The sequence below is a fragment of the Curvibacter sp. EU05-FHT14A10 genome (genome assembly GCF_058791075.1).
Window position 1 is genome coordinate 132,338 of the sequence record NZ_JBYTDE010000002.1, and the last position, 20,081, is coordinate 152,418.

General features: G+C 60.8%; 16 protein-coding genes. 9 read left to right on the forward strand and 7 right to left on the reverse strand.

The features are described 5' to 3' along the window. Positions 1 to 28 precede the first annotated feature (28 nt). From AC3WUT_RS03670 to AC3WUT_RS03685, 4 genes are all read left to right on the forward strand, one after another. Positions 29 to 544, forward strand: coding sequence for a MarR family winged helix-turn-helix transcriptional regulator (locus AC3WUT_RS03670; RefSeq protein ID WP_492345724.1), 516 nt, complete (start codon positions 29 to 31; stop codon positions 542 to 544). A gap of 187 nt (positions 545 to 731) precedes the next feature. Then, positions 732 to 1,268 (forward strand): peptidoglycan-associated lipoprotein Pal, encoded by a 537-nt coding sequence (gene pal / locus AC3WUT_RS03675; protein ID WP_492345725.1) that lies wholly within the window; start codon positions 732 to 734, stop codon positions 1,266 to 1,268. A 110-nt stretch (positions 1,269 to 1,378) separates the two neighbouring features. Then, on the forward strand, positions 1,379 to 2,872 hold the full coding sequence (locus AC3WUT_RS03680; protein ID WP_492345726.1) for a DUF3500 domain-containing protein: 1,494 nt from the start codon (positions 1,379 to 1,381) through the stop codon (positions 2,870 to 2,872). Positions 2,873 to 2,874: 2 nt separating this feature from the next. Then, the gene (locus tag AC3WUT_RS03685; protein WP_492345727.1) at positions 2,875 to 4,212 is read left to right on the forward strand and encodes a HupE/UreJ family protein; all 1,338 of its coding nucleotides are present in this window, start codon (positions 2,875 to 2,877) and stop codon (positions 4,210 to 4,212) included. Here AC3WUT_RS03685 and map read toward each other — a convergent pair. Beyond that, positions 4,194 to 4,988, reverse strand: coding sequence for a type I methionyl aminopeptidase (map, locus tag AC3WUT_RS03690; RefSeq protein ID WP_492345728.1), 795 nt, complete (start codon positions 4,986 to 4,988; stop codon positions 4,194 to 4,196). The two genes, AC3WUT_RS03685 and map, sit on opposite strands and share 19 nt — an antisense overlap. Further along, positions 4,985 to 5,239, reverse strand: a complete 255-nt coding sequence (locus AC3WUT_RS03695; RefSeq protein WP_492345729.1) for a ParD-like family protein — start codon at positions 5,237 to 5,239, stop codon at positions 4,985 to 4,987. Before AC3WUT_RS03695 ends, map begins: the two co-directional genes overlap by 4 nt. Positions 5,240 to 5,613: 374 nt before the next feature. On the opposite strand from AC3WUT_RS03695, the gene AC3WUT_RS03700 reads away from it, so the two are divergent. Continuing rightward, complete coding sequence (locus tag AC3WUT_RS03700) at positions 5,614 to 9,045, forward strand: bifunctional diguanylate cyclase/phosphodiesterase (protein ID WP_492345730.1); 3,432 nt, start codon at positions 5,614 to 5,616, stop codon at positions 9,043 to 9,045. Positions 9,046 to 9,080: 35 nt separating this feature from the next. On the opposite strand, the gene AC3WUT_RS03705 is transcribed toward AC3WUT_RS03700, so the two are convergent. The 4 genes from AC3WUT_RS03705 to AC3WUT_RS03720 form a co-directional block, all read right to left on the reverse strand. After that, positions 9,081 to 10,172 carry a GTP pyrophosphokinase gene (locus AC3WUT_RS03705; RefSeq protein ID WP_492345731.1) on the reverse strand — a complete coding sequence of 364 codons (1,092 nt, stop codon included), beginning with the start codon at positions 10,170 to 10,172 and terminating at the stop codon, positions 9,081 to 9,083. Between the two features lie 146 nt (positions 10,173 to 10,318). Next, complete coding sequence (locus AC3WUT_RS03710) at positions 10,319 to 12,043, reverse strand: methyl-accepting chemotaxis protein (protein ID WP_492345732.1); 1,725 nt, start codon at positions 12,041 to 12,043, stop codon at positions 10,319 to 10,321. A gap of 137 nt (positions 12,044 to 12,180) precedes the next feature. Beyond that, positions 12,181 to 15,285 carry a diguanylate cyclase domain-containing protein gene (locus tag AC3WUT_RS03715; protein WP_492345733.1) on the reverse strand — a complete coding sequence of 1,035 codons (3,105 nt, stop codon included), beginning with the start codon at positions 15,283 to 15,285 and terminating at the stop codon, positions 12,181 to 12,183. Positions 15,286 to 15,329: 44 nt separating this feature from the next. After that, the gene (locus AC3WUT_RS03720) at positions 15,330 to 15,602 is read right to left on the reverse strand and encodes a hypothetical protein (RefSeq protein ID WP_492345734.1); all 273 of its coding nucleotides are present in this window, start codon (positions 15,600 to 15,602) and stop codon (positions 15,330 to 15,332) included. 294 nt (positions 15,603 to 15,896) lie between these two features. On the opposite strand from AC3WUT_RS03720, the gene AC3WUT_RS03725 reads away from it, so the two are divergent. Further along, on the forward strand, positions 15,897 to 16,835 hold the full coding sequence (locus AC3WUT_RS03725) for a restriction endonuclease (RefSeq protein ID WP_492345735.1): 939 nt from the start codon (positions 15,897 to 15,899) through the stop codon (positions 16,833 to 16,835). A 151-nt stretch (positions 16,836 to 16,986) separates the two neighbouring features. Beyond that, entirely contained in the window at positions 16,987 to 18,063 is a 1,077-nt protein-coding gene (locus tag AC3WUT_RS03730) for an MBL fold metallo-hydrolase (protein ID WP_492345736.1), read from the forward strand. Positions 18,064 to 18,132: 69 nt separating this feature from the next. Here AC3WUT_RS03730 and AC3WUT_RS03735 read toward each other — a convergent pair whose 3' ends face one another. Next, positions 18,133 to 18,846, reverse strand: a complete 714-nt coding sequence (locus AC3WUT_RS03735; protein WP_492345737.1) for a YebC/PmpR family DNA-binding transcriptional regulator — start codon at positions 18,844 to 18,846, stop codon at positions 18,133 to 18,135. Between the two features lie 280 nt (positions 18,847 to 19,126). On the opposite strand from AC3WUT_RS03735, the gene AC3WUT_RS03740 reads away from it, so the two are divergent. Continuing rightward, the gene (locus tag AC3WUT_RS03740; protein WP_492345738.1) at positions 19,127 to 19,834 is read left to right on the forward strand and encodes an SRPBCC family protein; all 708 of its coding nucleotides are present in this window, start codon (positions 19,127 to 19,129) and stop codon (positions 19,832 to 19,834) included. Beyond that, positions 19,831 to 20,076, forward strand: a complete 246-nt coding sequence (locus AC3WUT_RS03745) for a DUF2789 domain-containing protein (protein ID WP_492345739.1) — start codon at positions 19,831 to 19,833, stop codon at positions 20,074 to 20,076. Before AC3WUT_RS03740 ends, AC3WUT_RS03745 begins: the two co-directional genes overlap by 4 nt. Positions 20,077 to 20,081 lie beyond the last annotated feature (5 nt).

A 20,081-nucleotide genomic window follows, 5' to 3' on the forward strand; every position in this document is an offset into this window, starting at 1 on the left:
CAGCAGGCTGCGCCGGTATCATCGCCGGATGCCCAAGACCGAGCAATCCGCCACTGCGCCAAACCTCACGCCACAGCCCGTCGACCTGGAGAAGACCACGCTGGTCTTGCGCCGCTTTCGGGTGGTCTTCAACGCGGTGCGCAGCCACTTTCAACAGGTCGAGAACCAGGCCGGTTTGGGTGGCGCCCAGATCTGGGCGTTGAGCGTGGTACGTGATCGCCCGGGCATCGGGGTATCAGGCCTGGCGGCTGCCATGGACATCCATCAATCCACCGCCAGCAATCTGGTTCGTGCGATGCTCAAGCGATCACTGATCCAGGCCGTGAAAGGCCTGACGGATCGGCGCAGCATCGAACTGTCCATTCTTCCGGCAGGCCTTGAAGTGCTGGGCCGGGTGTCAGGCCCTTTTGAAGGGGTGTTGCCCACGGCCTTGGCTCAATTGCCAGCCGAGACGGTGGACCGCCTTGAACAGGATCTGCGGGCCCTGATTGCGGTTCTGCATGCCGACGAGACGGCCGAACAGACGCCATTGGCCCATCTCTAATCTCTAGTTCGTGCAAACGCTGATTTCGTACCGGTGAACTCAGAGGGTGCCGGTCTCAGGTCGGTTTGCTTGAGGATCAAGGCAACTTTACATCGTGTTGAGATGTAAATGTATTTGTGCAAATGTTATGATTTTGAGTTGGATCTGTCGCTGCTATCCGGATCCAAGCTTTTGACGGAGTCATGCCATGAAATCTATTTCCTCCCTCGCTGCGCTGAGCGCGGTGGTGGTCCTGTTATCTGCCTGCAGCAGTGCGCCCAAGGCGACTGCTCCCGAGTCGTCCCCTGTGGCGACCCAGGCCCCTGCTCCGGCAGCCCCGGCGGCCCAAGCCCAGTCTGCGGTGGCCCAGGTGGTGGTGCCTGATTACCTGGACCCGAACAACCCCTTGTCCAAAGACCGCAGCGTGTACTTTGGCTATGACGATTTCAGTGTCGCCACCAAGTACCAGCCCGTGGTTGAACGCCATGGCAAGTATCTGGCTCAACATGCCAGCGTGCAGATTCGCGTCGAAGGCAATGCCGACGAACGCGGCAGCGCTGAATACAACCTGGCGCTGGGCCAAAAGCGTGCCGATGCCACTGTCCGTGCCTTGCGTGTGTACGGTGTGAAAGACAGCCAGCTGGAAGCTGTGAGCTGGGGCAAGGAAAAGCCCCGTGCCGAAGGCCACACCGAAGCGGCCTGGGCCGAGAACCGGCGCGTCGACCTGGGCTACCCAAGCCACTGAGCGTCACTCTTGGGTCGGGGTCCGTCCCGACAGGTACAGATCTTTACCGGCGGGACGGAACTTCTTAAGACGCGCTCCCTAGCATCGCCCTCCAATGATGGAGGTGTGCGATGCGAGTTGACAAAGACAGTTGGGGGTGGGCGTTGGGGCCCGTGATTGTGGCTGCGGCCCTGTCGGCCTGTGGGGGCGGCAGCAGTTCGAGTTCCAGCAGTTCTGATTCCAGTTCGAGCTCAGGTTCGGGATCCAGCGACAGCTCGGTCGCTGCGCCAAGTATCACGACACAACCCGTGTCCCAGACTGTCGCGGCCGGCAGTTCGACCAGTTTTTCGGTGGTGGCATCCGGTGACGGTACTCTGACCTACCAGTGGTACAAGGATTCCAACGCTGTATCAGGCGCGACATCGTCAGCCTATGCCTTGAGCAGCGTGAGCACCACCGATGCAGGCAGCTACTACGTGATCGTGAGCAACAGCGCGGGCTCTGCGACCAGCAACACGGCCACCCTGACGGTCAGCAGCAGCACAAGTACGGCTTGCGACAGCACCTACCTGAGCAATGTGATCAGCGCCATCTCTGCCTTTGAGACAGCATTGGGCAGCAGTTTGACGGCCTCGGCCAGCTATTCATCCTCCAGCTATACAAGTGCCCAGCTCAACGTCTACAAGACCAACTGGTCCAATCTGCCGCCCGGGGCGATCAGCTTCAGCCGTCCAGGTATCACCCTGTCCCAGTTGAGCTCGGCCAGCCAGATCGCCGCCTTCAATACCCTGGCCAAGACAGCGCTCAGCTCGGCCGGCTATGCCGACTTCCAAGGGGTGTTGGCTGCTGACGATTACCTGGGCTACACCAAGAACGCCAATGGCTATGGGGCTGAGCTTTACCACGTGGCGGTGGTCGGCACGCCATCCATCACAGGCAGTTGGACATTGATGTTCGGAGGTCACCACATGGCGTTCAACCTCAACTTCAACCAAGGCTGTGCTTACCCCACACCGCATCACATCGGGGTCGAGCCACGCACCTCTTTTGCGACCAACAGCCACACCAGCTACAACTTCTACAACTCAGGCTCCTACCAAGTACTGGCGGACAAGGCCAATGCCATGGGCGCGGTGTTCAGTAATTTGAGCAGCACCTTGTTGTCCAGCGCCTTCCTGACGGGGCAGACTTTCTCCGACGTCCTGATCGGCCCGGTCGAGGCCAACACGGGCAGTTACGCCAAGGTGACGGCCAAGCTGGATGCGGTGGCCGCCAGTAGCAACCGCGGTGTGCTGGTGTCCAGCCTTTCCAGTGCCCAGCAGGCTTATGTGACTGCTGCTATTCAGCAGTACCTCAACGATTACGACAGTGCCACTGCTGCGCGCATGCTCGCGGAATACGAAGCGGCCTACAGCAGCACTTATGTGGCCTGGGCGAATGCCTCCGGCAGCTATAGCAGCACGGGGCCCGACGTCAGCGCCAATGGCACCTACATGCGCATCGATGGCCCTCGCGTGTGGGTTGAGATCGCGGTGCAGAGCGGCGTGGTGATCACCAATCAAACCCATTACCACATGATGTTCCGCGACAAGTCTTATGACTACTACAACCGACTGGGCAGCTGAGCGTGAGCGGGAGGAGCTCGCGCCACCTGGTGCGCCTGGTCTGGGGGATGTGCCTGGGCCTGGGGTGGGTGCTTGGGGCCGCTCATGCCCATGACGTTCCACCCAGCACCTTGATGCTGGATTTGGGCCAGAACAGCATCCAGGTGGACATGGATGTTCCGCTGAGTGAACTGGTCGTCGCGCTGGGTCAACCGTTGCCGAATGAACCGGCGATGTGGTTGCAGACCCAGCATCTGGTTCTACAGAGGTATTTTGAAAACCACTGGGGGCTGCAAGCCGCAGATGGCAGGGCTTACGCCGTTCAACTGATGTCGATGCAGCTGAAAGCACACGACAATCCCCGCTGGCGCAGCCAATTGGGCTTGCAGATGCGATGGCAGGCCCACCCCCCGGAGGGCGTATCAACCGAGTCGTTCGCGCTGGAATACGCGGCTGTGATCGAGCATGTGTTGAACCACGAGGCACTCGTCTATGTGCGCCGGGATCTGCGCCACGGCCTGCTGGGCGAGCAGGCTGTGTTGATTGGCAGTGCAGGCTTTGGCAGCACGCACGTCCGTGTGGATGCCGAGCCCGGCAGTTGGTGGTCAGCAGGTAGCCTGCTGTTCATGCGGGGCATGCGCCACATTGCCGAGGGCACCGATCACCTGCTTTTTTTGTTGGCGCTGCTGTTGTGTGCGCCGCTGCAGGCCAGCCAAGGGCGTTGGGTGGCTGGCAAGCCGGTGCGCGCCACGGTTCGCAGTGTGGTGGGCATCATCAGCGGCTTCACCTTGGGTCATTCATTGAGCCTGGCCCTGGCCGCCACGGGATGGATTCGCATGCCGGCGGCCTGGGTCGAGTCGCTGGTGGCCGTGTCGATCCTGGTGTCCTGCAGCCAAGCTTGGCGCCCCTGGTTGGGCACTCACGCTCTGGGGTTGGCGGGTGTATTCGGTTTGGTGCACGGCTTCGCCTTCGCTGAGGCCTTGAGTGGCCTGGAGTTTGACGGTACGACCCTGGCCGTCTGCCTGCTGGGGTTCAACTTGGGTATCGAAGCCATGCAACTGGTGGTGATGGCGCTCACCCTGCCCCTGTTGTTGGCAGCCAGCGAAAGCCGCTTCGCCCAGGGACTGAGGTTGACATTGGCATCGGGCGCCGGCGCTTGTGCCCTGGCTTGGCTGTTGGAGCGAACGCTAGGCTGGAGCAATCCCTTGCAGGGCTTGTTGGTCCAACTGGCACCACCGCCGGCTTGGCTGGTCTGGGGCCTGGGATTGGCAAGCCTGGGCTGCGTCGGCGATCGACTGAGGGGCCTTCGGCGGACGGCTGTTCCGGATCAGCAACGCGCCATTCAGTCGAAGCCCGGGTAGGCGCCCGTGCCTTCGGGCCAGGGGGTCAGCACTTCGAACCCGGTTTCGGTCACCGCGACCATGTGCTCCCACTGAGCAGACAGGGAGCGGTCGCGGGTGATGACGGTCCAGCCATCGGCCAACTCGCGGGTTTCGCGTTTGCCAGCATTCAACATGGGCTCGATGGTGAAAATCATGCCGGGCTCCAGGCGCAGACCTTGACCGCGTTGGCCGTAGTGCAGCACCTGGGGCTCGTCGTGGTAGACCTGCCCGATACCGTGCCCGCAGTACTCGCGCACCACACTGAAACGTTCTCGGTGGGCCACGGTCTGGATGGCATGGCCCACGTCGCCCAGCGTGGCCCCGGGGCGCACCTGAAGGATGCCGGCTCGCATGGCCTCATAAGTGGTGTCGACCAGCCGGCGCGCCAAAGGGCTGGGCTTGCCCACGCAATACATGCGGCTGCAGTCGCCAAACCAGCCGTCCTTGATCACGGCAACGTCGATGTTGACGATGTCGCCGTCTTTGAGCACCTGCTGCTCTGATGGGATGCCATGGCAAACCACGTGGTTGATTGAGGCGCAGATCGTCTTGGGAAAACCGTGATACCCCACATTGGCGGGCACGGCGTTTTGCACGTTCACGATGTGGTCATGGCAGAGGCGGTCCAGGGTTTCGGTGCTGACACCGGCTTGCACGTGGGGCGTGATCACGTGCAGCAGATCGGCCGCCAGCGCGGCCGCGATGCGGGCCTGAGCCAATTCGGAGGCTGTGCGGAGAGGGACTTTGCGATTCATGGTGCCACCGTGCTGGGGGTTCTGCGGGTGAGTGCTTCAGGGCGCATCAGCAAGGTCAGCCCCTGCTCACCGGTCTGGGCGGCGCGAAGCAATGCTTGACAGATGTCGCCGTAGCGAAGGTCAGGGTGGAGTTCGGACAGCATGCCGATGCGGATCCAGTGCTCGGCCTGGGCATTGATGGAGCGACTGAGGGCGTCGCTGGCAATGCGCAACTCCTCATGAAGCGTATCTGAGATCTTGACCAGGCCCATGGAGCCACCTTATATGATTTATATACGGAGCGTATTTTATTTGTAATTTCAATACCCTGGCGATGCAGTGGGCATGGGGGCCTGTGCCTCGTCACCTTGAGCGATCTTGAAGACCTGTCTGGTATGTCGAAGATATCAATTTGCGGCTCATGTGTAATGTGCATCGATATAGAAAGAGGTTCTCACTGCACCGTTAGTTATCACTGATGAGCCCTTCAGCACACTGTGGCACGCCGATTGCGTCATTTTGTAGCATCCAAATTGATTCAGGATTTCCCCAATCGTTGGCACACCAGAGGTTGAGGGGGCATTTGATGGGGCTATATTCAGGTTTTGCCAAATTGCAAGTGCGGCAGACTCCGTAGATGCCATAAATGACACCTTTCAAACGCCTCCGACTCCTGTTGATCACAGGACTTGCGCTCAGCAATGTGTTGGTGGTGCTCATGTCAGGCTACGCCTTGCAGCAGACTTGGCAACAGACACAAATTCGGGTGGCCGTCCAGACGCAGAACGTGGCCAACGCGATCGATCAGAGCGTGTCGGACAGCATCGACAAGATCGATCTGGTGCTGCGCGGTTTCGTGGATGATGCCCAAGCCCAACTACAACGGGGCGGTCTGGATGAAGACGCGCTGCGAGCCAGCATGACCCGCTACGAGCAGCGCATGCCCGAAGTTGAGTACTTTCGCGTCACCGACCGGGACGGCTTCGTGGTGGTTGGCAACCAGGTCAACAAGCATGAGAAGGTCAGCGCGGCGGATCGCGATTACTTCAAGGTTTTGAGTCAACAGCCTGACATGGGTCTGTATGTGTCCAAGCCCTTGGCAGGCAAGATCATCAAGATCCCGATGATTGTGTTTGCCCGGGCCTTCAAAGACCCGGCGGGCCGCTTCGCTGGCCTGGCCTACGGCATCATCAGTGTGGAGCATTTCAGGCACCTGTTGTCCCGTTTCCAGATGGGGCCGCATGGCAGCGTGATCCTGCGCGATCAAGATTTGGGCTTGATCGCGCGGGCACCTGCCATTGCGGAAGACCCCGCAGGACAGATCGGCAATCAACAGGTCTCGCCGGAGTTGCGATCAGGCGTGGCTTCTGGCGTTCAGGCGGACACCATCCTCAACTCGGGAGGGGGCGATGGCGTTCAGCGCACCATCACTTTCCATCGCTTGGCCAAGGCACCGATGATCGTCATTGCCGGGCTCGCCACCCAGGATTACCTTGCATCATGGCATCGAGAGTTGTTCAAGGCAGCAGCTGTTGTGCTGAGTTTCCTGACGCTGTCCATTCTGTTTGCCTACTTCTTGCTGCGCATGATCCAGCGCGGCAAGGCCCTGGAGTTGGCGCACGAGGCCGCGCTCAACCGTCTGCTCAAGATCGCGAGTCGCTTGCCTGGCATGGTATTTGAGTTTCAGATGACCCCCGACGGGGCCTTCAGTTTTCCCTACGCGAGTGATGCCATCCGGGACATCTACCGCCAGGATCCGAGCGCCGTTCGTCACGACGCGAACGCTGTCTTCGAGGTGTTTCACCCTGATGATGTCGAGTCGATTCGCAGTTCATTCATGCGGTCTGCAGACGAACTCACGCTGTGGCAGCACGAATATCGCGTGCGTTACGCCGATGGCACTGAACGTTGGTTGCTTGGCAACGCCAAGCCTGAGCGAGGCTTGGACGGCACGGTCACCTGGCATGGCTTCATCACGGACATCACCAAGCGGAAACAGGTTGAATCGGCGTTGGTGGAGAGTGAGGCTTTGTTCAGGTTGATCTTCAATCACAACCTGGATGCGGCCTTGCTGACGAGACCCAACGGCACCATCGTGTCCGCGAACCTCGAAGCCCAGCGCATGTTTGGCTACAACGAAGAGGATTTCAGGCATTTGGGTCGGGAGGGCTTGGTGGACGCCAGTGACCCTCGGCTGCCTGCGGCCTTGGCCCAGCGTGCCAAGGAAGGCTGGTTCCGGGGTGAGTTGACCATGATTGCCAACGATGGTCGCCGGTTTCCGGCCGAATTGTCATCGTCGGTCTTTCGCAGCAGTGATGGCAGCGAAATGACCAGCCTGCTGATCCGAGACATCACCGAACTGAAGCGGCTTGAGCAACAACTGCGCATCGATGCCACGGTCTTTGAATCCCAAGAGGGCATGCTGGTCACCGACGCCCAGGGCACGATCCTGCGGGTCAACAAGGCGTTTTGCGCCATCACTGGCTACGGCGCCGATGAGGTGGTGGGGCAGACCAGCCACATGCTCAAGTCTGGCCGCCACGATGCGGCGTTCTACATTGACTTGTGGCGCAAGCTCAAAAAGCATGGCTACTGGGAGGGCGAGATCTGGAACCGCCGCAAGAACAACAGCATCTATCCCGAGTGGCTGACGATCACGGCGGTCAAGGGGCGCGATGACCAGGTGATGAACTACGTGGGCACCCTGACTGACATCACGGTGCGCAAGCAGGCTGAAGAGGAAATCAAGACCCTTGCCTTCTACGATCCGTTGACTCAGTTGCCGAATCGACGCCTGCTGCTGGATCGCCTGCACCACGCCATGGCTGCCAGCTCCAGGAGCGGCCAGTCATGCGCCCTGTTGTTCATCGACCTGGACAATTTCAAAACCCTCAACGACACCCGTGGGCACGACGTAGGGGACATGTTGCTGCAACAGGTGGCGCAGCGCCTGCGCACCTGTGTGCGCGAAGGCGACACGGTGTCGCGCATCGGTGGGGACGAATTCGTGGTCATTCTGGAAGGCCTGCCTGCCAACGCCCTGGACGCGGCCAGTCTGGCCGAGCAGGTGGGAGAAGAGATTCGCCGTGAGCTGGGTCGCCCGTACATGCTTGGAGGCCACAGTCACCACAGCAGCCCCAGCATCGGGGCGGCCATGTTCAGTGGACACCAGTTCTCCAGCGATGAACTGCTGAAACGGGGTGATCTGGCCATGTACGAAGCCAAAGCCGCCGGACGCAATACCCTGCGCTTTTTTGATCCGCAGATGCAGGCCCAGGTCAGTGAACGGGCCCGCCTGGAGGCAGAGTTGCGCCAGGGCTTGCGTGAACACCAGATGCTGCTGCACTACCAGCCCCAGGTCGATTTGCAGGGGCAGATCGTGGGTGTGGAGGCCCTGGTTCGCTGGCAGCATCCCAACCGTGGCCTGGTCTTTCCAGGGGCTTTCATCAGTCTGGCCGAGGAAACCCGGCTCATCCTTGAACTGGGCGAATGGGTGCTGGAAACTGCCTGCTGCCAATTGGCAGCCTGGGGCCCTCAACCCGAACGCTGTGAATTGAGCATTGCCGTCAACGTCAGTGCGCAGCAGTTTCACCAGCGGGACTTTGTGCAGCGTGTGCAAGGAAGCCTGGAGCGAACGGGCGCCGACCCGAGGCGACTGAAGCTGGAACTGACCGAGAGCCTGTTGGTGCAAGACCTGCCCGATGTGGTGCACAAGATGAGCCAGCTGCAGGCTTTGGGGATTCGTTTCTCGTTGGACGATTTCGGTACGGGTTACTCGTCGCTGGCTTACCTCAAGCAACTGCCACTGGACCAGTTGAAGATCGATCAGTCTTTTGTGCGGGACGTGCTGGTCGATGCAAACGCCGCCACCCTGGCGCGTGCCATCATGAGCCTGGCTGACAGCCTGGCGTTGCAGGTGATCGCTGAGGGCGTTGAAACGGTTGACCAACGTGATTTTCTGGAGCGCAGTGGTTGCCGCTATTTCCAGGGTTACTACTTCAGCCGCCCTCTTCCTCTGCCCGCATTGGAGGCCCTGCTGGGCGAACCTGCTCACCGCTCAGGCCCCCCCGCACGCTGAACTTAACCGCAGGGTGCGCTCAACGCCGGGGGCGCTCAGGCCTCGCTACCTGGTTTGCTCTGTGGCGGGTTCTGCGACAGCCAGACATCAAAGGCTTCCTTGGCATTGCGCCGCAGTGCCGGCTTGAAGGTCTCTTTGTCGCTCAGGTACAGGCAATGACGGATCACGGTGTAGGGGTTGAATTTGAGGCCGTCATTGCGCTCTTCAAAGTACTGTTTGTAGCGCTTCACGGTTCCGATCTGGTGGCGCACCATCGAATTGAATTCACTGCGGCTGATGGCGACCGACCAGGATTTGATGCTGTCAACAAATCCATCAACCTTGGCGGGTTCGAAGACAAAGTCCTTGAAGAAATGGTTCACGATCTTCAAGAAGGTGAAGGCATTGAGTTCGCTGGAGGCATGAGCATCGCGCGTGGCGATCCGACCGTCGGGTGGGGCATCCTGCAAGGCAAACTCATCGGGGGCCGACTGCAATCCTGCCTCGGTTTCATCGCGGATCTGTCGAAACTCCCGATCTGCCAATTCAAACAAGGCCGCCAACACATTGATGCGGCGTTTGAGCGGGCTGGGGATTGATTTCTTGTACTTGATCTGGTGGTCCAGCACGCTCCAGGAGTCCTGGATGATGGTGCGCACCTGCAGCTCGAACTGCGCGACAGGCAGCTCAAATCCAGCCTGCAGCCCGACATCCTCGGCTCGATAGGCCAGGTCAAGGTGCAGCCCCTTGTAGCCAAAGGAGTCATCAGTGCCTTCAACCTTGGCGATCTTGTCGGTGATCTCGATGACATTGAAGCAAGGCCTGATGAGCTCGGCCACCTTCCAGATTTCATCTTCATACAAGCAAACCACCCGCAGCCCGATCAGATCAGTCAGGTGATCGCGTATTGAATAGGGCTGATTGGCTTCTTCCAGCGCATAGCGGTATTTGCTGGTGAATTTGCGCAGGCACTCGTCCTGGTCTTTCACCCGGCCTTCCACCTTCACACCCGCGATGCCGTTGCCTCGACTCAACAACTCGCCAATCTGCTTTTGCAACCCCAGGCAAATGGTGCTGAGCCGTGAGGACTGGGCCGCATAGAACGCGGTGAAAAGCTGTTCTTCCTGTTCGAAGTGCAGGGACGCCATGGGGAATAACGGGTGAATTGAACGGGGTCGGGGTCGTCACGGGGAGCCGTCTGGCCAGCTGTCACGGCCTGCCGCAATGGCGCAAGCCTTGCAAAGGCCGGTTCCCCATTTTGGGGTACTTTACACGGGCTACAGCACTCGCAGTCTCAGAATGAGGCCCAGCCTGCGTCCCCTGTCGGGGCCGCGGCGGCAGTGCCTGGATCCGGCCGCGGATCGGGGCGGGTTGTGGCGCGCCGCTCAGGGCCCTGGTAGGGCTTGCTGGGGGGCAGTGGTGAACGGGTGGCCCTGGGCGTGGTCACGCTAACGGCGGGCCTGGACCCGCCTTGAGGCCCTTGGGCCAGCTTGAAGACCGCGACCGATTGCACCAGGCGTTCGGCCTGGGTGCGCAGGCTGATGGCGGCGGCGGCCGACTCTTCAACCAGCGCCGCGTTCTGTTGGGTGGCGTGGTCCATCTGCGCCACCGCCTCGCCGACCTGGCCCAGGCCCGCACTCTGCTCGGTACTGGCCGAACTGATTTCACCCATCAGCCGAGCCAGTTCCCGAATGGCGGCGACCACTTCGTCCATGGTATGGCCCGCTCGATCCACCAGGGCACTGCCCTGCTCCACCCGCTCGACGCTGGCGCTGATCAGGCTCTTGATTTCGCGAGCCGCCTCGGCGCTGCGGCTGGCCAGGCTTCGCACCTCGCCCGCCACCACGGCAAAGCCCCTGCCCTGCTCTCCGGCGCGGGCCGCCTCGACCGCCGCATTGAGTGCAAGGATGTTGGTCTGGAAGGCAATGCTGTCGATGACCGCGATGATGTCACTGATTTTTTGTGAGCTTTCGTTGATGCCCTTCATGGTCTGCACCACCTCGTGGACCACCACGCCCCCCCGCTCGGCCACTTGAGAGGCGGTCCTGGCTCGCTCATTGGCGTTGCGGGCCGTCTCGGCGTTTTGCTTCACGGTGGATCCCAGTTGCTCCATCGACGCCGCGGTCTGTTGCAGCGCAGAGGCCTGCTGTTCGGTTCTGGAGGACAGGTCGTTGTTGCCCTGGGCGATTTCGGCACTGGTGTTGGCCACGCCGTCGGCGTTGTGGCGTACGTCGCGCACAATCCCGGCCAGATGGGCTTGCATGTCAGCCAGCGAGCGCAGCAAAAGGCCCGATTCGTCCTTGGCGCTGCTTTCAATGGCCTGGGCCAGATCGCCTTTGGCGATGGCCTGAGCCACCTGCACCGCTCGCCCGACTGGCAGGGTGACCGAACGGGTGATGCGCCAGGCCAGCCACAAGCCCACAAGCACGGCGGCCAAGGCACTGCCGCCCAGCCAGTAAAGGCTGCGCTCAGCCAAGGCCAGGCTGTTTTGAGTTTCTACCTCGACCCGTTGGGTGACGGCCTGTTTGAGCTGGGTCAGCCGCTGCTCATAGGCCTTGAAAAGCGGTTGCAGACGCTGGTCAACCTGGTCGGCTACGTTCTGGCCGCCGTCTTGTTGCTTCTGGAGTTCTGCGCGGGTCACGCGGTAGGCCTCTCGGGCCTGCAGCGCGTGGGCGAAAGACGCCTGTTCGGGGCCAGGCAGCATCAAGGATCGGATCCGCTCAATGCGCTGGCTTTGCGCATTGACGACCGACGCCATGTCACGTCGGGTCTTGTCAAGGTACGCCGGGTTGTCTGCCTTGAAGCTGGCTTCTGTGCGCAACCAGTTCATCTGCAGGTCATTGAACCATTCCTGCACCAGGGCTTGACGCTCCATTTCGACGGTGGAAAGGGCTTGATTGGCTTGTCGCAGTGCCTGGATCCGGGTCATTCCAAGCACCGTGATCAACAAGGCCATCATCAGCAGCAGCCCGAAGGCAAAGGTCAGTCGAGCACCCAGTTTCCAATCGTTCCAGCGCATGCATACCCCCTGTACAAATCGATTTGTATCTGCGCTCAATGTAACTTCATTGCGCCTTATCAGGCGTTCTTTTTCCTGACCTGTCCGCGTACTGTTGTGCACCGGCATACGCTGTCAGCCATGATGGCCGCCCTTGCTCAAGGGCAGATGTAAAGGCCTTGACCGCCCGAATTCTTGGCCTCGTACATGGCCGCATCGGCCAGGGCCAGCAGTTGCGAGGGCTGCCTGCCATGCTTGGGATACAGCACCACGCCCATGCTGGTGCTGACCTGAACCACCTCACCCGAGGGCAGCTCGATCGGTTCACGCACACTGGCCAGTGCCCGCCGCAAAATCGGCTCGCATTCCGTGAGGTTCATGATGGGGGTGATCAACATCACAAACTCATCGCCCCCCAGGCGCGCCACCGTGTCGTTGGCCCTGACGGCGGACTGCAACCGACGTGCCACCTCCTTGAGCAGAAAATCACCCGCGCCGTGCCCATGGGTGTCATTCACCGGCTTGAAGCCATCCAGATCAAGGTAGCAGACCACCCCCATGCCACCCACTCGATCGTCGAGCGCAAAGGCCTGCCGCATGCGATCAGACAAAAGCAGGCGATTCGGCAACCCGGTCAGCGGGTCGTGAAAGGCGATGTGTTCGACCTGCTGCTGGTATTGCTTCATTTCCGAGATGTCCTGCATCAGCCACAGGGACACCCCGTCAGCCTCGGAAAGCTGAAGGCTGTTCATGTCGATCCAGATGGGGTCCCCATTCTTGCGAGCCAACTGGACCTGTTTGCGGAAATGGGCGCCGCTGCGGATCAGCGGGTAGGCCTCGCGCCCTATCTCCTCGTAAGAGGCATCGTCCAGGTACAGGCAACGGGCAGGCTGTTCCAGCAACTCGTCCGGGCCATAGCCAAAGATGCGTTCCAAGGCCTTGTTTTTCCAGATCAGTCGACGGTCCTTGAATTTGGCCAGGCCCACCAAGTCGTTGTCGAGCATGGCCTTCTGTTCATGGACCAATGCACGCATCTGGGTGCGGACACCATAGAGTTCGGTGATGTCGTGCATCACTGAGCGGCTCATCAAAAACCGTCCCTGGTCGTCCCGCAGGGCGGTGGACGAAACGCTGACCCGGCGTCTCACCCCGGTTGCGCTGATCAGGTCACACTCGATGGCGCGACTTTGCTCTTCATGCTTGAAGCGCTCATAGTGATGATTGAATTTGCTTCGGTCCTCTTCATTGAAGAAGTCCGTCGGCCCCAGGCGATGCAGCACCTCCTCAGCCGTGCAGGCCAGCCAGGACAAGGTCACCTGATTGAGTGCAATGAACCGGCCGTGTTCATCCAAGGAGCAATAGCCACATGGCGCATGGTCATATAAATCCTGCAGGCGCTCGGCCGTGGCGCTCAACTCCTGCTCCAGCAATTTCTGTGGCGTGACGTCGCGCCCGACCGTCAACACCTCAATCAACTGTCCCTGGCTGTCAAAGGTGGCCCGGTTGTTGAACTGCGCCCAACGGATCGTCCCCTGCCCATCCAGGATGCGGTTCTCGACCGTGACCACCGGATAATCAGGTTTCAGCTTGCTCAGTTCAGCGGTCACCAGCGGCAGATCTTCAGGGAGCACCATCGGAGCCCATGCAGTGTTCAGCACCGCGTCCGCGTCGACACCAAACAGCCTGCAAAAAGCCTGATTCACATAAGTCAGGCGATGGTCATGGCTGTAGCGGCAGATGAGTTCCGTCTGGTCTTCCAGGATGGACCGGTAGTGCTGTTCACTCAGGTACAGCTGCTCGGTACGCTCTGCAATCTTCTGCTCCAGCGTGGCATTGGCTTGCTGCAATTGACGGCGACGCTCAATCAAGGTGCGGGTCATGCTGCGCAAGGACAAGCTCAGGCGTTGCAGCTCGGCGCTAGGCGTATTCATTTCCAGGTTGACGTCTTCGTCACCCGCCTCGATCCGTTGAGCCGCCTCTGCCAGCACCTCGATCGGGTGGCTGAAACGGCGGGCCAGCACGTAAACAAGCCCCATCACCAACAACAGCAATGCAGCAGCCCCCAACAGCATCCGTTGGCGCGCCTCTTCGACCGGGGCGAGCGCAATGGCCAGGGGTTGGCGCAAGACCACCCGCCAGCCAAGGTCGGTTTCGGTGCGGCTGCGCACGCGCAGCGCGCTGGTCAGGTAGTTTTGGTCGGTACCGCCCCACTGGGTGACCGCATACGGTTGTTCGTCCACCAGCAACGAAAATGGTGCCAATGGTGCGCCAATGGCACTGTAGGGATGCAAGATTTCGCCGCGGCCATCCAGAATGAACACCTCGCTGCCATTCAATTGAGCGGCCCCACCTTGGGCGGAGCGGATCACCTCGTTGATCCAGCTCAGTGTCACGTGGGCGGCTATCACACCGCGCACCTGGCCATCACTGGCCCGCAGCGGCGCAGCAAAATCAAGAAAACGCAGAGGTTCGGAACTGTCCTGCGGCGGAAGCAGGCGCTCCAGCATGACGGCTTGATGGGCATCGCCTACGTAACGTCCCTGCTGACCGCCGCTGAACCAGGGACGTTGGCGCACATCGGCTCCGCGCACAAGTCCCGCTGTCGCTGCTTGTACCTGTCCTTGAGCATCCGCCACGCCGATCCACGAATAGTTCGGAAACGAGCGTCGGATTTCGTTCAGGTAAGGCTCAATCCAATCTGCACTCAAGGGACCGGTCTGGAAATTGGGCAGGCGCGAAAGCATCGCAATCTCTCGGTCACGCTCGTGTAGGCTTTCTGCCAGGGCGTTGGCGACGGCCTGTGATCGTTGATGAAGGGCTTCACCCTGGTCCTTGGTGATGCGTTCTGTCAGGTACTGGCCCATGTAGAACTCACCGAGGCCCACAACCACAAAGTAGAGCGCGCCAAAAATCAGGGACAGCTGCATCCAGAAGGACCCAAACCAAGAACGGGGGCCTGTCATCTCTGGATTGTTTGCTCCCGGCGGTTTTAGGTTGACCATTTGTAGATTTTCGCTTGATCTGCCTTGGTATGACAGGTTAGCACCCACCGCCTTGAAGTGGCAGGGATAAAACCACCTGGTTTTGCATTGGGAAGCGCATGAATCACGGAGGCATGCCACGGGATGCCATGGTTTGGGCGCTTGATTTTTGTACCTGCTGTAAAACCCATGCACATTACATTTAAGGCACCAAAGCCAACCCCATGCCTTGCACTGCCCGTGGCGCAAGGCACCCGGACAGCCCAGCAAACCGAACCCCATGCTCGCGTCTGCCTCGCCCTTTCACAGGGCCTCTGCCGATGCGCCTATTTCAGGTTCTCTGCAGACATCAACACCACTTTGTCGACCGCAAAGTTCACCCGGATGCTGCGGGTTGAGTCACCCCATTGGCAGGATCGAATCCCCAAGGTCTCATCACAATGGGCCGGGTCACCCACAATTTGCCGAACCTCGTCGTAGGTCTGCCCGACCTTGATGCGGTTGTAGTTCTCAAGGCTGACCTTGTTGCCACAGGCGCTCAGCAAGGCCACCCCCAACACCACACAGGCCCCCTTGGCAAATTTGAAACATTCAGACATCACATCTCCTAGTTGAACAGGCCTACAAGCCAGCGATCCAAAAGCAACTCGCCCCTCGACTCAGCGCTCGAAACCCATTGATCGCCTCATTTTGGCCCCCGGTCAGCGCATCAACGCCATACAGCGGGTCTCAATCCGCCAAATTGAACACATCAGCCCTCATTTTCTCTGCCCCTCCTCCAAACTCAGATATAGACCATCGGATACATCTTGGTATGCTTGTATCAATATCTAAAAGTAGCCGGTGTGCCCTGCCTGCAAAGGCAAACAACCGGAAATGGGAGTGTCATCGAAATGATTCGCGCGCGAGAGTTCGCTCTCAGTGATCGCCTGCTGGACTGGAGCGCCACCCTGCCGTGGTGGCTGGATTGCGTCGTGGCCGTTCTGTTGTTTGCCTTGCTCCAGACGCTGAGCCAGAACGCCCATCAACCCCTGCCTCACTCGACCTCCCATGAGGTCTTGACAGACATGGTGCTTTACGGCCGTTATGCCGTGCCTGCCGTGTTCCTGATCATGGCCGCCGCTTCGTTCTGGCGCCGAAACCAACGCCAACGTCTTTTGCAACAGGCCGCCGTCAACCCGGCGGCCGACGTGTTGAACCAACTCAATCGGCGGGACTTCGAACAACTGGTGGCCGAGGCATTTCGCCTTCAGGGCTACGAGGTCGATGACATGAACGGCCACGCGCCGGACGATGGCATGGATCTGGTGCTCTGGAAAGACGGCCAGAAATCCCTGGTCCAGTGCAAACCGTGGAAGTCGTACCGTGTGGGGGTTGAAGTGGTCCGAGAGTTGACCGGCATCATGCACGCGGTGGGGGCCGATTCGGCTTTTCTGGTGACCTCAGGCAACTTCACCCGTGCGGCCCGTCAATTCGCAGCGGGCCGCCCGGTCAGGCTTCTGGATGGACAGGCCCTGCGCCATTGGATTGCCCATGTGCGCTCAAACCCGGTCACCCAATCGAACAGCACCCAGCAGGCCGCGCCGGTCCGCTCGAAATCGGGCCTGCTTGCCGTGCGCCACGGAGAGGTTCAACCCCCGCTGGATGCCGCCGCGCTGCTGGCTCTGGCGCAAGCCCGTGAAGCCGTGATCCCCTCCTGCCCGCGCTGTGGCAAGGCCATGCAACGCCAGGCAGCACGCCTGGACACGTCAGACGAACAATCCTTCTGGGGCTGCACCGCTTTTCCCGCCTGCCGAGGCGTGAGGGACCTGCTCCAGAGCCCCACCCACTGACCCTAACGGCAGCAGATACCTCCCATTTGGCACGGTGGTGACAGGGGCGAGCCTCCGCCGATCTGCAAGCACCTTCGAGCCGCGACATACTTGGCGGGATGGAAAGGCCACCTGATGCCGATCCCCACCGCATTCAAGACGCGAGGACCGCTTGCAAGAACAACACGCCCCCAAACCCAAAGACCCTCTCGATTACCCCTTTGAGACGGTACCGCCGCGCGGCACCACGCTGGAGCTTGCCCCCGGCGTGCACTGGATCCGCATGCCACTGCCCTATGCACTGGATCACATCAACCTTTGGGCGCTCGACGACGACGCCGGATGGGCGATTGTCGACACCGGCACCCGCACCGACGAAAACGCCCAGGTCTGGCGCGAGCTCTTTGCCCATGCACCAGACCAGCGCGGCATCACCCGCATCTTTGTCACCCACATGCACCCCGACCACGTGGGCATGGCCGGCTGGCTGACACGCAAGTTCAACGCCCGCCTCTGGATGACCCGGCTCGAATACATGAGCTGCCGCGTGATGGTGTCCGACACCGGGCGAGAGGCCCCGCCCGAGGCCATCGAGTTCTTCCGCCAGGCTGGCTGGGGCGAGGCCGCCATCGAACGCTACCGCCTGCGCTTTGGCAACTTCGGCAAGCACATCCACGCGCTGCCCGAAAGCTTCAGGCGCCTGCGCGACGGCGAGACGCTGCGCATCGGTCAGCACGACTGGCGCATCATCGTCGGCACGGGCCACTCACCTGAACACGCCTGCCTGTATTGCGCCGACCTGAAGGTGTTGATTTCAGGCGACCAGGTGCTGCCGCGCATTTCCTCCAACGTCTCGGTCCACCCGACCGAACCCGACGCCGACCCCATGAGCGAATGGATGGCCTCGATCGAGAAACTGCGCCGCGAAGTGCCCGATGATGTGCTGGTGCTGCCCTCGCACAACGAGCCCTTTCGGGGCCTGCACTTGCGCCTGGACCGCCTTGCCGAAGGCCAGCACAAAGCGTTCAACCGCCTGCGTGAAGCCTTGGGCAGCGAGCCGCGCCGGGTGGTGGACGTGTTTGGTGCACTGTTCTCGCGCCCCATCGCCGAAACCGACAGCGGCCTGCTGGGCATGGCCACCGGTGAAACCCTGGCCTGCCTCAACTACCTGATCGGCCGTGGAGAAGCCACCCGCACCTTGCGCGATGGCGTCAACTGGTATGCACTGAAAACTGCCTCGGCGGCCTGATACGGACACGCCCGATCTGGCGTCAAAGTGCAGAGCCGGGCCTCGGCAGGCCCTGGCTGGCGGGGGCGATCAGTCCACCAAGCCCACGTAGACGTTTTGCACGTCATCGTTGGCATCAATGGCGGACAGGAAGGATTCCACCTCCTCCAGTTGCTCTGCGCTCAGGTCCGAGGCCTTCACCGGGTTTTTGGGCTTGTAACCCAGCTTGGCGCTCAGCACCGTGAAACCATGTGCAGGCAGGGCACGGCTCACCAGGTCCAGATCGGTTGGATCGGTCATGAACACGGTCACGCCATCCTCGTCAGCCGGCTCGAAATCCTGGGCGCCGGCTTCAATGGCAGCCAGTTCAGCATCTGCACCCGCCGCAGCGGGTTCGGCCTCGATCAGGCCCAGGTGGTTGAAATCCCAGGACACCGAGCCCGAGGTGCCCAATTGCCCTTTTCGGAACAACACGCGCATTTCCGGCGCGGTACGGTTCACGTTGTCGGTCAGGCACTCCACCATCACCGGAACGCGCTGCGGACCGTAACCCTCGTACATCACATGCTCGAAGCTGACGTTTTCACCCGTCAGACCAGCGCCCTTCTTGATGGCCCGCTCCAGCGTGTCCTTGGGCATGGACACCTTGCGTGCCTGCTCCACCACCAGGCGCAGGCGCGAATTGGCGGCCGGATCAGCACCGCCGCGAGCGGCCACCATGATTTCCTTGGCCAGCTTGCCGAACAGCTTGCCTTTGGCATCTGCAACCTGTGCCTTGCCTTTTGCTTTCCACTGCGCGCCCATGTCTGAAATTCCTTGTGTTGTCGGGCACACCGCGGTGCCCATTGGGGGTCAAGCCTGTGCTTTTTGCGGACTGCACACAAGCCCTGAAGGGGGAAGGTTATACACCGAGCCGGTCGGCAGACTTGGCTGAGCGGTCAGACTTGTCGCAAATTCCAGCCTCCTGCACGCGCCTTTTCAATCCGCGCACCAAAGCAATACGGCCTACAATTTTGTGGATACATGCTTTCCGAGGCGCCGCCACCGCAGCACTTGGAGCCCAGAACACCGCCGTCAAAACACCATGCTTCACCCTTTTTCTGGCCCCCGGCCCCAGTGCCAGAGCGTTTCCGGCTGGCTGCCCACGGCCTGGCTGGTCGCCGGTCTGCTGGCCAGCGGTGGCGCAACGGCCCAGACCGAGTTCAAGGACATCAAACCCGACGATGTCACCGTGGTGTTTGGGAACGAACAGATCGAAATCAGCCTGGACACCCAGGCCCCCGTTCCCGCCGCCCAAGCCTGGGCGGTGCTGACCGATTACGAGCACATGAGCCAGTTCCTGCCGGGGCTGGAGCTCAGCGAAGTGGCCAACCGCCAGGGCAACACCTTGCGCGTGCATCAGCGCGGCAGCACGCGCGCCGGCATCCTTCACTTTGATTACGAAAACGTGCGTGATGTCAGCCTCACGCCCCAACGCCTGATCACCACCCACGGTGTGTCCGGCGATGTGAAACGGCTCGACAGCAGCACCGAACTGAGGCCCCGCGAAGGGGGGGTGCAACTGCGCTACCACGTCGCTTTCGAGCCGACCCGGCCCCTGCCTTCGTTTCTCGGCAACTCGGCCCTGAAACGGCAAACCGCCGACAATTTCAACGCCTTCATCCGTGAGATGATCCGGCGCCAAGACAACGCATCGCGCCGCAGCGCATCAGGCCCCACCCCATCCAGCAACGCCAGCCCGCCCGACACCCGGGCCATGGCCCCTGAAGGCTCCCCAGGATCCGCACCATGAACAGCCCCATCCACAACGAACTGTTTCACCGCTTCACCGACCTGTTTGCTCAACTCGGCTTGGCTTCCGACCCCCATTCCATCGCGACCTTCATCGGTCACCATGCCCCGCTGGCCGACGACCTGGAACTGGCCGACGCCCCGTTCTGGACCCCCTCCCAGGCCACCTTCCTGCGTGAGCAGCGCTTGCAGGATGCCGACTGGGCTGAACTGGTCGACCAACTGAACCTGGCCCTGCGCTGACCGAA